Source organism: Agrobacterium sp. DSM 25558 (genome assembly GCF_900100825.1).
In the GTDB taxonomy this organism is placed as follows: domain Bacteria; phylum Pseudomonadota; class Alphaproteobacteria; order Rhizobiales; family Rhizobiaceae; genus Agrobacterium.
In genome coordinates this window covers 22702-37535 of record NZ_FMUD01000022.1, presented here as the reverse complement: position 1 = coordinate 37535, position 14834 = coordinate 22702, and the positions used below count along the sequence as shown (strand labels likewise).

Sequence of the window (14834 nt, the reverse complement as noted above, 5' to 3'; positions counted from 1 at the left end):
CCGATTTCGTCAAAAGACAAATCATGAGGCAAAGGCCTGATAATGGGGCGATGAAAGATCGGGGCTTCAGCTCTCGGCGCGAAGCGTGGTGGTGAATGTGAAGCGCTCGGCTGGCAGGACCTGGAACGCATACTCCAACAGACGCCGCCCGGAACCGTAATAGCGGCGCGTGACGACAAGCGCCAGATCACCCGCCTTGACGCCCAGCTTCGCAGCCGTCACGTCATCAAGCATCATCGGCTTAATATCCTGCTGAATTTCCTGGATTTTTTCGCCGGTGAACTGCTCAATATAGTGAAAGATCGCACTGCGGGCGACGGTGATATCCTTAACCGCTGCGGCAAGTTTGGAATCGACATACACCTCGTTCCAGGAAAAGGCGCGGCTGCGATCACCGGAGTAGCGGATGCCAGCCATGTGAATGAACCTACGGCCCGGACGACACCCCAACTCGACAGCAAGCTTGCCCTGCGCCGAGATTTCCTCCTTGGTGTCGATGACGAATTCCGTCTCCGCAGCGATCTCAAACAGCTCGGAGCGGGAGTGCGCTATGAAGCGCTTTCGCTCGGGATCGAAGCCAGCCTCGACGCGTGTGCCAACGCCTTTGCGCGCGGAAAGCCGACCCTTGCTGCGCAGCGTGCCAATGGCCTGCCGCACGGTCTGGCGGCTGACGCCCAAAGCGATGGCAATCTCGTTCTCCGTCGGCAGCAAAGTTCCGACCGGATAATCGCCCTTGTTGATGCGGCTTTCCAGATGATGAGCAACCTGCAGATAAAGCGGTGCCGTTTCGAGCTCCGGCTTCCAATCAGTGCCTTTTTGGTCCAAGCCCATCCCCACCTGTTTCGGCGTGCATTGCCACCTTCTTATGGAGCACGTTTCAACTCTCTTTCAAACGGAAAGGCAAACAAAATCCGGGAGAGCTGCAAAGCAGGCCCATGCCGCTTGCGATACGATTTTAAATCAATTAGTACGTACATATACCAGTTGATAGATTCCAGGATACCGAGACGCATGTCGGACTTAGTCGCCGAAGAGGCCCCACCAGCACGCCATGCCTCTTCGCTTGTTCAGACGCTGGTGGCAGCCACCCTCATCCAGATCGTGGCAACCGCAAGCGTGCTAGCACTCACAGCTATTGCACCGACCGTTGCAGCAGATCTCGACATCGGCGCATACTGGATAGGCTACCAGATCAGCCTGATCTATGCGTCTGGCATGTTTTCCTCCGCTGTTGCTGGAACGCTCGTGCAACGCTTCGGGCCCATCCGCATCGAACAAGCTGCTCTTCTATGTTTTGTGATAGGCTTCGCCGGTATCGCGACTGCCAATATCGCACTGATCATTCTGGCATCGCTTCTCATCGGCATCGGTTACGGGCTGAACAATCCGGCATCGTCGGAGATGTTGAGCCGCGTGACGCCCCAGAACAGGCGCAACATCGTCTTTTCACTGAAACAGTCCGGCGTCCCCCTCGGTGGAATCCTGGCCAGTTTCGCCTTTCCATTTCTGTCGCGCTTTGTCGATTGGCATATTGCATTGCTCATCGGCGCGCTGGCCCCACTTTTGACAATGGGGCTTTTGGCAATGACCCATGCAGCGGAACCGAAAATCACAGCTCAGGTGCCATCCATTCTGCGGGGATTGATCAATGAGCAATCCACGATCTGGCGAAATCCGCGCCTTCGGGCTTTGAGCTGTCTTGGCTTTGCCTATTCGGCCATGCAATTGTCCGTCTCCGCCTTTGCCGTGGTCACGCTCGTGCATGATGCCGGCTGGTCGCTTCTCGCTGCCGGCTCCGTTGCCGCCGCCATGCAGCTTGCAGGCGCGCTGGGCCGTATCTTCTGGGGCGTCATCGCCGACCGGATCGGCGGCGGCTATATCACCCTGTCGCTTCTCGGACTGCTCGGCGGCCTGGGCTATATCCTGCTATATTGGCTGCCGTATTTGCCGACAGCGGCGCAGGTCGCGCTGTTCGTCGCCATGGGTGCCGTCACCATTGGCTGGAACGGGGTACTGCTCGCCGAAGTCGCTCACAATTCTCCCGAGGGACGGGTGGGCGCGACCACTGGGGGCGTGCTGGTCTACACCTTCATCGGCGTGATCGTTGGGCCATCCTCCTTTGCCGGTCTCTACGCACTGACCGGACATTATGGTGCCAGCTTCCTGATCTTCTCTTTGTTCGGCTTCGCTGGCATGATCATCGCTTGGCGAGCCCACGTCATCAGCCGTCACATATAGCCTCATATGTACCGACATAAGGGCTTGGCGTCCCGCCGCCGCACGGGGACGCAAGCGCTTGCGTGCCTATGGCAGGGGCGGCGACAATCGGCCACTGACCATAATTCAAGCTCTGCTGTGGCAGGGTTTTTAGCAATCGCCGCATAAATGTGCAGCGCAAAAAAATAGGCAAAAGTCGATTGACGATAGCTTGAATATGTACGTACATTACCTCAAGGCGGCTCCTTAGAGCCACTTCAAAAGAGACCCGGAGACACGGGATCACAGAGGGGAATGTTGATCATGCGCCTGCTTTTCGTCAGTTCATTTTTGGCCACCTGCGCTGTGCTGGCCGCTTCCAACACGGCCGCCGCAGATCCCATGGCAGACGCCAAGGCGATCATTGAACAACACCGCGCCATGCCGGTCTTCACACCCCCGGGCGAACCCTTCGACGCCAAGGCCTGCATGGCGGACAAGAAGGTCCTGTCGATTCCCATCTCCATGACCATCCCCTTCAATGTCGAATTGCAAAAGGCGATGTCGGAGGCGGCCAAGGAGGTTGGCTTCACCTACACGACCTGGGACAACCAACTGAAGATCGACCAGTGGGTGCAGGGCATTTCCCAGGCGATCACCCAGAAGTATTCTGCTCTCGATCTTGCCGGCGGCTTGAACCCGGAGGTTCTCGGTCCCCAACTGGGCGAAGCACGCGCTGCCGGACTGAAAGTTTCGACATCCCATTTCTACGACGTGACGCAGAAAACCGTCGATAGCGTCGATTACTCCGGCAAGGTAGACTTTACCGGCGCTGGAAAACTGCTCGCGGCCTGGGCCTATGTCCAGACAGAAGGAAAGCCCAACGTTCTAGTCATCGGCTCGTCCGACGTTTTGCCCTCAATCCCCTTCGTCAAATCCATTCAGGACGAACTGGCCGCCCTGTGCGCAGACTGCAAGGTGAAGCACCTCGACGTTCCGGTGTCGGAATGGGCCACGAAAATCCAGTCCGGTACGCAGTCCGCGCTGCTTGCAGACCCATCGATCAACTACATCCTGCCGATCTACGACTCCATGTCGCAGTTCGTCATTCCGGCCATGCGCATAACCGGATCGGAAGGCAGCGTCAAAGTTGCTTCCTTCAACGGCACACCCTTTGTTCTGGACATGGTGCGGACAGGCCAGGTGCAGATGGATATTGGTGAGAGCCTTGGCTGGGCCGGTTATGCGGCCATCGACAACATCATGCGCATGCTGTGTGGCAAGCCGGAAGTGGCGAAGCTGAACGTGCCGCTGCTGGTCTTCGATGAAAGCAATATCGCAACCGCCGGCACGCCTGCCAACTTCAATGACGGCTATGGCGATGCCCATCTCGATGGTTTCCGTAAGTTGTGGATGCTCAAGTAAGCCAGGGCTGAGAAAGCAGGAGCCGCATCATGACCGATAATGCCGTGCTCACCATGAAGAACATCCGCATGCGGTTCGGCAGCTATGATGCTCTCAAGGGCGTATCACTGTCGATCAGGCGCGGTGAAGTCTTCGGGCTTCTCGGCCAGAACGGGTCCGGCAAATCCACGATGATCAAGGTTCTGGCTGGCTTCCACCAGCCGGAACCCGGCAGCGAAATTGTGCTCTGGGGTCAGAAAATGACCTTGCCGCTCGATCCGATGGAGATCAAGAAGCGCGGCGTCGCCTTCGTTCACCAGCATCTCGGCCTCGTGCCGTCTCTGACCGTCCTAGAGAATATGCGGGTAACGGCCCTTGGGCAGAAAACGCCCTGGTTCGTCAACTGGCGACGGGAAGCGGCAGCAATTTCGAAGCTGTTTGCCGAATTTGACCTGTCGATAGACCCTTTCCGCAGTGTCGCCGACCTCCCACCGGTGGAACGGGCCTTCGTCGCCATCATCCGTGCCTTTGAAGACCTTCGGGCATCGGATGCGGGTTACGGCGGTGAAGGCATACTGGTTCTGGATGAACCGACGCCGTTTCTGCCCGCAGCCGATGTCCAGCGCCTGTTTGCTCTCATCCGCTCCATCGTGAAGACCGGCGCATCCGTCGTCATCGTGACCCATGACATAGACGAGGTGCGTGACATTACCGACCGCGTGGCCGTGCTGCGGGATGGCGAGCTTGTGGATATTCTCGACACGCGCAGCTCCGCGCGCCAGTCCATCCTCGATACGATCGTTGGGTCAAGGATCGATGCCTTCGAGAAAACGCGGATGGCAAGCAGCGGAGTGCCTGCGGCAGTCAGCGTCCGCGGTCTGTCGCATGGCGGCGCTGCACCCTTCGATTTCGACATCCGCGAGGGTGAAACGCTGGGGGTAACCGGCCTCATCGGCTCGGGTTTCGCCGCCCTTCCCTATTTGCTTTACGGCGCAAAACGCGGCACCGGTGAAATTTCGCTGGGAGGAAAAACCGTCAGGATCGATGCGATGACACCATTTGCCGCTCAGCAGATGGGCATCGCCTTCCTGCCCGGCGACCGGCTGGGCGCAGCCGGTGTGGGTTCGCTTTCGGTCACCGACAACATAACGTTTCCCGTGCTGGACACCTTGCTGAAACCCTATGGGCTCGACCGGCCGGGCATGACCCGCGAGGCGGCCCGTCTCGCACAGATCCATGACGTCCGGCCGGACAATCCGCACCTGCCGCTCGGCACGCTTTCCGGCGGCAACCAGCAGAAGGTTCTTCTGGCAAAATGGCTGCAGATCAAACCGAAACTGTTGATGCTGGACGAGCCGACACAGGGTGTCGATTTCGGTGCACGCCAGCAGATTTTCAAGGCGCTGGACCGGGCGGCGGCCGATGGCACGGCCATTCTCTGTGCCTCGACCGACAATGAGCAGCTTGAACAGATCTGCGACCGGATCATCGTCTTTTCACGCGGTCGCCCGGTGATCGAACTCAAAGGATCGGATATCAGCCGCAAGGCGATAACCGAAGCCTGTTTCCATAGCCACGACGCGGAGGCCGCAGAATGACGACGCTTGATATGCCGACGACCAAAGCTCTTGCCGCGCCCAAAAGCCGTTTTACGCTCAAGACCGAGGGCGAGCGCTTTGCCCTGGTTGGCGCGTGGCTGCTGCTGATCGTCATCTTCGGCGCACTGATGCCGGATTCCTTTTTGAGCTGGCGCAGTTTCTCCACCCTGTTCGGTTCGCAGGCCATTCTCGTTGTGCTGACGCTGGCCATCATCATTCCGCTCACCTCCGGTGATTTCGACCTTTCGGGTGCTTCTACACTGACGATGAGCTGCATGTTGATCGCCGTTCTCAATGTGAAACTGGGCTGGCCAATCGTCCCTGTGATCCTCATCGCTCTTGTGAGCGGCATCGTCATCGGCGCAGTCAACGCCTTCTTCGTGCTTTATTTCCGCATCCATTCGCTGATCGTAACGCTGGGCGTCGGCACCTTCGTCAACGGGCTGATCCTGTGGGTCAGCAGTTCCCAAACCATATCCGGCGTGTCCATGGGTCTGGTGGAATGGGTGATCATCAACCGGCTGTTCGGCATTCCACTGGCCTTTTTCTACGCCATGATCCTGGCTGCCATTCTGTGGTATGCGCTTGAATTCACCATTGCAGGACGCAAGCTGCTTTTCGTCGGTCGCGGGCGTGAAGTCTCCCGACTGAACGGTATCAATGTGGACCGTGTGCGCGCCACATCCTTCATTCTCTCCGGTCTGATCTCGGCCTTTGCCGGCATGCTCTACGCCGGAATGACTGGCTCGGCCGACCCGCTTTCAGGTCTCAATCTGCTCCTTCCCGCCTTCGCCGCAGCCTTTCTCGGTGCAACAACGATCTCACCGGGCCGGTTCAATGCCTTCGGTGCCGTCATCGCAGTCTATTTCCTGGTCACCGGCATCACAGGCCTCACCATGCTGGGCGCGGATGCCTATGTGCAAAATCTGTTTTACGGGGGAGCACTGGTCATCGCCGTGTCGCTGAGCCAACTCGTGCGCAACCGCCAACCACAGGATTTCAGCTGATGGACGAAAAGCAGATCATGGCGGCACTGGCGCAAGCCTATTGGGGCCGCCCGGCCGTCGAACCGGAGCTTGTGGCGATGACGGGAGAACTCGCACGAGACAGCGCAACAATCGCCCCTCCACGGCATGGCCAAGACGCGACGCTTTTCGACGTCGAGCCGGCGCATTACGACGCGTTGATGCTAACGGAGGCCAAGCGATGAGCGCAGATCATCCCACCTCGTTGAAACAGGCGGCAGAGGCGATCCGCACCGGAAAGATAAGTGCTGTCGAGATGACGGAAGTGGCCATTGCCCGTGCCAGATCAAGTCACGTACGCCTGAATGCTTTCATTGACATCGAGGAAGGCCCCGCCCTTGAAGCTGCAAAAGCCGCAGACGCCGTTTTGGCATCCGGACACACTGTCGGTCCACTGCACGGCGTGCCGCTGGCCCACAAGGATATGTATGATCGCACAGGCCTTGTGACCGGCTGCGGCTCGAAAATCCGGGCTGGCCATATCGCCACTACCACCGCAACTGTGATGCAGCGCTTGCAGACCGCCGGTTCGCTCTCCATCGGGCGATTGAATATGAGCGAATTCGCGATGGGACCGACCGGACACAATTTTCACCACGGTCGGGCGCTGAACCCTATCGATGCAGCCCGGATCACCGGCGGCTCATCATCTGGCTCCGGCTCTGCCGTCGGCGGCGGCGTGGTGCTGGCGGCCCTTGGTTCCGACACCGGTGGGTCCATCCGGTTGCCAGCAGCCTGCTGCGGTGTGGTGGGCATCAAACCGACGCAGGGGCGTGTCAGCCGGTATGGTGCCATGCCGCTGTCATTCTCGCAGGATTGCGTCGGACCGCTGGCGCGCTCGGTCGAGGATGCCTATCTGATGTTGGAGTTGATTTCAGGCCCGGACGGCCGCGACACGACCTGCGTGGATGTCGCAAATCCCGCAGCGCTGGTTGAGGATTTGTCATCGCTGCGCATCGGAATTGCTGGTGGCATGTTCGCCGAAGGTCTGGAAGATGACGTGGCAAAGGGCATAGGGGCGGTCGTCTCGGCCTTGTCTTCTGACGTTGCCACGATTACCCAAGCGTCCATTCCAGACCTTTCATCTATGGCAGACCTCGCCAATGCCGTTGCCATGACGGAGGCGGGTGCCGTGCACTTCGACTGGATGCGCCAAAGGCCGGAGGATTACGGACCGCAAATCCGCATGCGCTTGTCACAGTCTCTCGCCATTCCGGGACCAATTTATCTTCGCGCTTTGCAGCTGCGGTCCGTGATGCTCCAGGAATTTCTGGGCACAGCCTTTGCATCTGCCGATGTGCTGATTGCCCCCACCATGCCGTTCGTTCCTCCATTATCTGCTGATGTGGATGTCGGCACCAGTCCGGAGATGAACAGGGTGGTGAGCGCGATGACGTCGTTCACACGTCCCTTCAGTTATCTGGGATTGCCGGTGGTGACGGTTCCGGTCTCCGTGTCCGGTGAAGGTTTGCCAATCGCTCTCCAGATCGTCGCCCGTCCGTGGCGGGAAGATCTGGCCGGCAGCGTTGGTTTGCGTCTGGAAAGGGCGCTGGCCCTACCTGCTTTTACCGACATATCCCCCATCAGATCAGCGGCATGAACGTCGTAAACACCACGCCGTAGAGGCCGGAAAGGAATGTCCCGATGAACACCATGCCAAATCTCGTCGCACCAATCGGTGCCGTTGCCGATGTCGATCAACAGGCTTTTCGTGATGCCATGGCGAAGATGGGCGCTGCCGTCAACATCATCACAACGGATGGGCCAGCCGGAAAGGCAGGCTTCGCAGCAACGGCTGTCTGCAGCGTGACCGACAGCCCTGCAACGCTTCTCGTGTGCCTGAACCGTGCGGCGTCTGTATTTAATGCTGTGATGGAAAACAAAGCGATTTGCGTCAATGTGTTGACCGCAGACCATGAAAAACTGTCGTCGCTGTTTGGCGGCAAGACATCAGTCGAAGAGCGCTTCGCTGCTGCCAACTGGCACTACGGAGCAACCGGTGCCCCCGTGCTCGATGACGCTATGGTGTCGTTCGAATGCGCAATTACCGACATGCAGGATGTCGGCACTCATCGTGTTCTGTTCTGCTCAGTGAAGGCTATCCGCGAAAACGAAACCGCAAAGGCACTGGTGTATTACAAGCGCGCCTATCACCATGTTGGCGCATGATGATTGTGAATATCCATATGGCACTCAATATGAGTTCCGGTATTGCGCTATACTAATTCAACACCAGAAACCGATCCCGGAACGCTTCCAGCGTCAGGGGTCGTCCAAAGTGATAGCCTTGAAACGTTGTGCAGCCGCATTCGAGCATAAACTGAAACTGCTCGTCTGTTTCGATACCTTCGGCCAGGATTTCAAGGCCCAGGTCATGTCCCATCTGGGCTATGCTGCGCACCAGAAGCGCTCCGCGTTCCGTCGTGATGGCCCGCACGAAACTGCGATCGATTTTCAGTTGCTGGAGAGGAAGCTGCCGCAGGTAGCTCAAAGACGAGTATCCCGTTCCGAAATCATCAAGGGCGATGCCTATCCCTCTGCGCTGTAGAGCTTTCATCTTATTCACCAGCACATCGACATCAGTGACAAACATCGTCTCCGTCAGTTCCAACTGAAGCAAGCGTGGGTCGACGGACGAGGACTCCAAAGCCGATGTCACGTGCTCAAAAAAATTCTCGTCCAGGAACTGATCAGGACTGACGTTGATGGAAAGAACCAGATTTTGAGTGGCAGCGTCCTGACGCCAGGCTGAAAGCGTTTCGACAGCAGTTTTCAAAACCCAACCACCTAGCTCAGGCATCAGGCCTGCACGTTCGGCTACGGGTATGAAATTATCCGGTGCTACATAGCCCAGACGTGGATGCTTCCACCGCAGCAAGGCTTCCGCACCAATCAGACGGCCCGTGCCGTCGACTTGCGGCTGGAAGAAGAGTTCGAATTGCTCTTTGGCTATGGCCGAGCGAAGCTCTCGTGCGAGCATACTATCAGGACCGAGCTTACGCTGGATAAGCAACACCCCACCACACAGAAGAGATGTCACGACGGCCGCGTGGGTCCACGCGGTGATCGTGCGAACATCATCCGTCAACGGCGTCGCAAAGCTGAATGCCATAGGGGTGGCAGAGAAAAGGACGAAACAGGCGACGGCGACGAGGATAATGGCCAGTTGAAACCGATTAGGAGCAAGCTGGTGATTGACGAAACCTGCCAAAGCAATGATCAGCAGATAAAGATGTGAGACCCTTGGGACGGCATTATCATGGACGTCAAAAACCAGCGAAAAACATATGATAAAGCCAATGCACGCAACCTGTGCCAACAGCATACCTTGTGGAATATTCCCGCGCCTTGCAATCAACCATCCGGCAGATATCGCCACAAACAAAAGTGTGCTGATGCAGAGCAGCGCCCAATTTTGCATTAATGCAAATACGAGCAACCATGTGCCACTGACAAGAACGCCGACGGGAAGAGCGACACGACAGATAAACTGAAGATGCTGAAAACGCAACTCCTGCGTGTTGTAACTATTCGTGCCGGAAAATCTGCCCAAAAAACCGAACCCGCCAATGACGAAAGACACGCACAAATCAATGCGGTCGAACGACTTAATTATCCTACAATTATTTTCGCTTATATAATTCGATTGACAACAAAAGCATAAATTTTCTGCGAGTATTTTAACGCTGCCTCATCGGATTACCCGGCATGGCAATTTCGGCAAAGCGACAGCAAGCACTTGAAATAGCTAAGTATTTATCGAAGTGACGACTTTCAATTTTGGAGGCCTGCTACGGCGGCTGACGAACTGAAGCAGCGCTTTTCAGCAACCTAGGAATGGTGTCCACGAGAGGATTCGAACCTCCGACCCCAGGATTCATACCACTTCGGCTTTAACCGCCGCCCGAGGGCGTTCGTGGTCTGGACTGTCCCTTCACCATGGGCCAAGGCCTTTAGGTGTTGCCCATCCAGTCTCTACACCTTCAACGGATTTCTCCGAAGCTTGGCTCGGGATTGGCATGCTGAGAGTTCAGCGAAGCGTTCCCCGACTTTGAGCAAATCGACTGCACCCTTTCGCTGCGCAGCCCCCAATTTACAACTAGGAATCCTGTGCTCTATCCTACTGAGCTACGTGGACATCTCAAGGCTTCGATACCGCATTCGATAAATTTGGGCAACGGCCTTTTGATATTTCCAGACTATTCGCCTCTGGGGTAACGTTGGTTTTCCTCAAGAACGTTTAGGTCCATGTGATTTCGCATATAGCGTTCCGAGGCTTTTTGAAGTGGCTGGTGGTCCCAAGGATAGTAGGCACCGTTGCGAAGCGCCTTGTAGACAACCTGTCGGCGTGCCTGGCTCTCGCGGACGGATGTGTCGAAAGTGGCCAGATCCCAACGGGTGCTTACCTGCTTCATTAGCGATGCCATGATATTCAGGTGATTAGGGTCGCCTGCTAGGTTGCGACGCTCTTGTGGATCGTTTTCGAGATTGAAGAGCATGGGAGGGTCTGCTTCACAGACGCATAGTTTGTAATTGCCGTTGCGTATGGCAACCATAGGCGCGATCGAGCCTTCAGCGGCATACTCCATTGCAACTGGGCCATGCTCCGAAACACCCTCAGCAAGCCCGGACAACTCCTCGCCATCCGTCCAACGTTTCAAAGATGTGATATCCAGACCGGCGAGCGCACACAGGGTTGGCGTCACGTCGAGAGTGGACACCGGTAAATCAACGCGGCGAGCGCTCCATTGAGGGGCGGAGATCATCAATGGCACGCGGGCCGACCCCTCGAAGAAGCACATCTTGAACCACAACCCGCGCTCGCCCAGCATATCGCCGTGGTCGGACAGAAAGACGACAATCGTGTCCTCATCCATTCTCGTCCTTTTCAGCACGTCCAGGATTTCGCCGATTTTCTCATCGACATAGGAAATGTTGGCGAAATAGCCTTGCCGTGCCCGACGCACTTGCTCTGGCGTAATATCGAAAGAGCGGTGATCACAGGCTTCCAGCAGTCGCTGGGAATGTGCATCTTGATCAGCGAAAGGCAGCGCTTCGACCTCAGGGTCTAGCGCCGGGCAATCCTCGTATAAATCCCAGAATTTGCGCCGTGCAACATAGGGATCGTGTGGATGCGTGAAGCTGACGGTCAGACACCAGGGGCGGTCATCGAGCTTGCGCGAAAGGTCATAAAGCTTGCGGGTCGCGTGATAGGCGACCTCATCGTCATATTCCATCTGGTTGGTGATTTCGGCGACACCAGCGCCAGTGACGGAGCCGAGATTGTGGTACCACCAGTCGATCCGCTCACCGGGCTTGGTATAGTCAGGTGTCCAGCCAAAGTCTGCGGGATAGATATCAGTCGTCAGTCGCTCTTCGAAGCCATGCAACTGGTCCGGTCCGACAAAATGCATTTTTCCGGACAGGCCGGTATAGTAACCCACCGAGCGCAGATGATGCGCATATGTCGGGATATCCGAGACAAATTCGGCAGCATTGTCGTAGACGCGTGTGCGGCTCGGCAGTTGTCCCGACATGAAGGATGCCCGCGCCGGAGCACAGAGAGGACTTGCCGTGTAGCTGTTGGCGAAGCGCACGGAGCGCTCCGCCAAGGCCTTCAAATGCGGCGCGTGGAGAAAATCCGCTGGTCCATCGGGAAAGAACGTTCCGTTCAACTGATCGACCATGAGGATGAGAATATTCTGACGCGTCATGCAATATTATCCTGAAATCACAGACCGACCGCAGCCTTGACTGCAGCGTCACCGGGCTTGCCGTCCAGCGTCGTCACACCGGAGAGCCATGTATCGATGATTTTCGGATTGGCTTTCAGCCAAGCCGTTCCCGCATCGGTAGACGTCTGTCCACCGAGGATCTCGCCCATCAGCTTGTTTTCCATACCGACATCGAATTTCAGGTTTTTAAACAAGCTGGCGGCGTTCGGGCACTGCGCCGTCCAACCGGTTCTTGCCAGTGTGTAGACCTGCGCGCCACCGAAATTCGGACCGAAGTAATCATCACCGCCGGAGAGATATTCGATGGAAAATTTCTCGTTCATCGGATGAGGTGCCCAAGCGAGAAACACGACGCCCTTCTTGGATTTACCGGCACGGTCGACCTGCGCCAGCATGGCCTGCTCGCCGGATTCGACCAGTTCCCAGTCTTTCAGACCGAATTTTTCATCCGCGATGATTTTCTGAATATTCTGGTTGGCCGGTGCGCCGGGTTCGATGCCATAGATCTTCTTGTCGAACTCATCAGCATGCTTCGACAGATCGGCAAAATCCTTGATGCCTTTTTCCGCCATGTAGGACGGCACGGCGAGCGTGAATTTGGCGCCTTCCAGATTTTGGCCGACGACCTCGATTGCCTTTGCGGCGTTCAAATCATCAACGAAAGATTTCTGAGCTGGCATCCAGTTGCCGAGAAACACATCGATTTCGCCGTTCTTCATGGATTGATAGCCGATGGGCACCGAAAGCGTCTTGACGTCTGGCTTGTAGCCCAGCGCACCCAGCACAACGGATGCGACGCCGTTGGTGGCGGTGATATCCGTCCAACCGGGATCGCTTAACCGGATCGTCTTGCAGGCGGCATCATCCGCTGCGTGCGCATTGCTGGCAAAAGCAGCAGCGATCAGAAAAATGCCTGAGGTGATCTGCGCTATACGAGAATTCCTGTTCATCGCTGTTCTCCGGATTAATCGAGTAATTTAGTGAACAACGGATTGATCTCTGCCGTGAAGCGGATATTTTTTGATATCTGGCAAAAGGATTTTTTATGGCTGAGCGACCGATCAATCTGGGATGGATGCGAATTTTGCTGGAAATCGGCAAGCGCGGCAGCCTGACCGCGGCAGCACAAGAACTCGGCCTGACGCAGCCTGCCGTCAGTTACCAGATCAGACGTCTTGAGGAGGAACTGGGCATCCGTGTGCTGAAACGCCAGCACCGCGGTGTTGAACTAACGCCCGAAGGCAGACGCCTCTACGACACGGTCAGCCGCCATGTCGCCGAAATCGATTTATTGGCGGGAGAGTTCAAAACCAATGAACGACCGACCGTTCGGCTGCACACCGACTATGCTTTTTCCTCACTATGGCTTCTTCCTAGAATGCAGGAATTCCGCGCACGCTATCCCGATATCAACATCCAGATTGCCGCAACACAGAATCCACTCCGCCAAAGCGCTGGTGAAAATGACGTCCTGGTGATCTTCGGCTCTCGTGAAGAAGCAGGGAATAACGCAACGTTGCTGTTGCCGGAAAAGGTCAGACCCGTTTGCGCACCGGGTTTTCTGGAAAGCGCAGCCGAAATGGCGACCCCGGAACACTTCGCAAAGCTCAAGCTCATCCATCTGGAGAGTTCCTGGGCGTCGACATGGCATGATTGGCCCAGCTATCTCGCAAGTCTCGGCGTCAACAGAAGCCCCGAATATGGCCGCGGCGATATCAGCTTCAATACCTACTCGCTCGTGGTCCAGTCTGCCATTGGGCATCAAGGGTTAGCGCTCGGCTGGGCGGGTCTGGTCGATGATTTGCTGGAAAGCGGCGCGCTTGTCAGCGTCGGACCCGAGCTTGAGGCAAAAGACCGGGGCTACTGGCTGATGGGCTCATCAGTCAGAAAGGGTGCCACAGCGAAACTGGTGGATTGGCTTCTCGAACAAGCACCTTAACGATAGTCTAATCTGGTAGAGCTTTGACCCTGTTTCATACCCGATGACTTCAAATATGCGCTGGGTGAACTGCCCAGCATGCGGCGGAACATGGTGGTGAAGGCGGACACATTCTCGTAACCCGCATCCAGCGCAACATTCGTTACAGCCTCCCCGCTCGCCAGACGCGGCAAAGAGGCGAAGATGCAGGCCTGTTGACGCCATGTCACAAAACTCACACCAGTTTCGGCCCGAAAAACACGGGTAAAGGTACGGCGGCTCATGCCCAGCTTTTGCGCCCAGTCATCGATACTGGCATTGGCTTCCGGCGCACTCAGAAAATGTCGACACAGAGCCGCTATGTTTGGATGAGACGGAAACGGAAGTCCCAGCGGTTGCTCCGGAAGCCGGCTTATCTCATCCATCAACAACTCCATTACCAGTTCCCGCCTTCGAAGATTCACGCGGTTCAGATCATCGCGGACCAGTTCTTCGATCAGGTTGCCAGCGAGAACAGTGACCTCCACGACGCGTGGCCTGTCGGTTTTGATGACATCGCGGTGCACGTAGACGGAATGCATTTCCACGTCGCTGATCATTTCGCTGGAGTGATGCAATCCGGCGGGAATGATGAGCCCATGGCCGGGGGGGATCATCCAGCGCCCGTCGCCGGTGCTGACGATCACGACACCGCTATGGGCGAACCACAACTGTGTTTTTCGGTGCAAGTGTACCGGGCTCTTGAAGCCTTCAGGATACAGGCGACGCAGTGCCAGCACGGATTCGTTATTGCCATCGATAAAACTGAGCATGGCGTCATGCTCGTCACTGCGCAGAAAGCTTAATCCTTGGGGCTGATCGTTAAGCATTTGGCCCACTCTCGTAAAAACTAGACCACACCACAAAAGCAGGCCGAAAACAATGGGGGTAGAAGTGCGCAAAATCATGACGACTATCT

13 protein-coding genes are annotated in these 14834 nt (G+C 56.6%); 8 read left to right on the top strand and 5 right to left on the bottom strand.

Annotated elements, in window-relative coordinates:
• Nucleotides 1-66 precede the first annotated feature (66 nt).
• Nucleotides 67-825, bottom strand: a complete 759-nt coding sequence (locus DSM25558_RS17995; protein ID WP_159442509.1) for a GntR family transcriptional regulator — start codon at nucleotides 823-825, stop codon at nucleotides 67-69.
• 186 nt (nucleotides 826-1011) lie between these two features.
• Between DSM25558_RS17995 and DSM25558_RS27850 the strand changes: the two genes are divergently transcribed.
• The 7 genes from DSM25558_RS27850 (at nucleotide 1012) to DSM25558_RS17960 (ending at nucleotide 8392) form a co-directional block, all read left to right on the top strand.
• A complete protein-coding gene (locus tag DSM25558_RS27850) occupies nucleotides 1012-2238 on the top strand; it encodes an MFS transporter (protein ID WP_077106062.1) in 1227 nt (408 codons plus the stop codon).
• Nucleotides 2239-2520: 282 nt separating this feature from the next.
• Nucleotides 2521-3621, top strand: a complete 1101-nt coding sequence (locus DSM25558_RS17985; protein ID WP_077106117.1) for a sugar ABC transporter substrate-binding protein — start codon at nucleotides 2521-2523, stop codon at nucleotides 3619-3621.
• Nucleotides 3622-3650: 29 nt separating this feature from the next.
• Complete coding sequence (locus tag DSM25558_RS17980) at nucleotides 3651-5198, top strand: sugar ABC transporter ATP-binding protein (protein WP_083716554.1); 1548 nt, start codon at nucleotides 3651-3653, stop codon at nucleotides 5196-5198.
• Nucleotides 5195-6205, top strand: a complete 1011-nt coding sequence (locus tag DSM25558_RS17975; RefSeq protein WP_077106060.1) for an ABC transporter permease — start codon at nucleotides 5195-5197, stop codon at nucleotides 6203-6205. The genes DSM25558_RS17980 and DSM25558_RS17975 overlap by 4 nt, the downstream gene beginning before the upstream one ends.
• Entirely contained in the window at nucleotides 6205-6408 is a 204-nt protein-coding gene (locus DSM25558_RS17970; RefSeq protein ID WP_077106059.1) for a hypothetical protein, read from the top strand. The genes DSM25558_RS17975 and DSM25558_RS17970 overlap by 1 nt, the downstream gene beginning before the upstream one ends.
• A complete protein-coding gene (locus DSM25558_RS17965; protein ID WP_077106058.1) occupies nucleotides 6405-7823 on the top strand; it encodes an amidase in 1419 nt (472 codons plus the stop codon). Before DSM25558_RS17970 ends, DSM25558_RS17965 begins: the two co-directional genes overlap by 4 nt.
• Before the next feature lie 44 nt (nucleotides 7824-7867).
• Entirely contained in the window at nucleotides 7868-8392 is a 525-nt protein-coding gene (locus DSM25558_RS17960) for a flavin reductase (RefSeq protein ID WP_083716552.1), read from the top strand.
• A gap of 52 nt (nucleotides 8393-8444) precedes the next feature.
• Here the strand turns inward: DSM25558_RS17960 and DSM25558_RS17955 are convergent, their stop codons facing one another.
• The 3 genes from DSM25558_RS17955 to DSM25558_RS17945 form a co-directional block, all read right to left on the bottom strand.
• Nucleotides 8445-9776, bottom strand: coding sequence for a putative bifunctional diguanylate cyclase/phosphodiesterase (locus DSM25558_RS17955; protein ID WP_077106115.1), 1332 nt, complete (start codon nucleotides 9774-9776; stop codon nucleotides 8445-8447).
• A gap of 646 nt (nucleotides 9777-10422) precedes the next feature.
• Nucleotides 10423-11937, bottom strand: coding sequence for a choline-sulfatase (gene betC / locus DSM25558_RS17950; protein ID WP_077106057.1), 1515 nt, complete (start codon nucleotides 11935-11937; stop codon nucleotides 10423-10425).
• A 17-nt stretch (nucleotides 11938-11954) separates the two neighbouring features.
• Entirely contained in the window at nucleotides 11955-12908 is a 954-nt protein-coding gene (locus tag DSM25558_RS17945; protein WP_077106056.1) for a choline ABC transporter substrate-binding protein, read from the bottom strand.
• 95 nt (nucleotides 12909-13003) lie between these two features.
• Here DSM25558_RS17945 and DSM25558_RS17940 point away from each other — a divergent pair, with 95 nt between their 5' ends.
• Entirely contained in the window at nucleotides 13004-13897 is an 894-nt protein-coding gene (locus DSM25558_RS17940; RefSeq protein ID WP_077106055.1) for a choline sulfate utilization transcriptional regulator, read from the top strand.
• On the opposite strand, the gene DSM25558_RS17935 is transcribed toward DSM25558_RS17940, so the two are convergent.
• On the bottom strand, nucleotides 13894-14745 hold the full coding sequence (locus DSM25558_RS17935) for an AraC family transcriptional regulator (RefSeq protein WP_077106054.1): 852 nt from the start codon (nucleotides 14743-14745) through the stop codon (nucleotides 13894-13896). The two genes, DSM25558_RS17940 and DSM25558_RS17935, sit on opposite strands and share 4 nt — an antisense overlap.
• Between the last annotated feature and the right edge of the window lie 89 nt (nucleotides 14746-14834).

Coding starts and splice junctions, on each gene's coding strand:
- DSM25558_RS27850 (WP_077106062.1), top strand. CDS start 1,012: ATGTCGGACTTAGTCGCCGAAGAGGCCCCACCAGCACGCCATGCCTCT.
- DSM25558_RS17985 (WP_077106117.1), top strand. CDS start 2,521: ATGCGCCTGCTTTTCGTCAGTTCATTTTTGGCCACCTGCGCTGTGCTG.
- DSM25558_RS17980 (WP_083716554.1), top strand. CDS start 3,651: ATGACCGATAATGCCGTGCTCACCATGAAGAACATCCGCATGCGGTTC.
- DSM25558_RS17975 (WP_077106060.1), top strand. CDS start 5,195: ATGACGACGCTTGATATGCCGACGACCAAAGCTCTTGCCGCGCCCAAA.
- DSM25558_RS17970 (WP_077106059.1), top strand. CDS start 6,205: ATGGACGAAAAGCAGATCATGGCGGCACTGGCGCAAGCCTATTGGGGC.
- DSM25558_RS17965 (WP_077106058.1), top strand. CDS start 6,405: ATGAGCGCAGATCATCCCACCTCGTTGAAACAGGCGGCAGAGGCGATC.
- DSM25558_RS17960 (WP_083716552.1), top strand. CDS start 7,868: ATGAACACCATGCCAAATCTCGTCGCACCAATCGGTGCCGTTGCCGAT.
- betC (WP_077106057.1), bottom strand. CDS start 11,937: ATGACGCGTCAGAATATTCTCATCCTCATGGTCGATCAGTTGAACGGA.
- DSM25558_RS17945 (WP_077106056.1), bottom strand. CDS start 12,908: ATGAACAGGAATTCTCGTATAGCGCAGATCACCTCAGGCATTTTTCTG.
- DSM25558_RS17940 (WP_077106055.1), top strand. CDS start 13,004: ATGGCTGAGCGACCGATCAATCTGGGATGGATGCGAATTTTGCTGGAA.
- DSM25558_RS17935 (WP_077106054.1), bottom strand. CDS start 14,745: ATGCTTAACGATCAGCCCCAAGGATTAAGCTTTCTGCGCAGTGACGAG.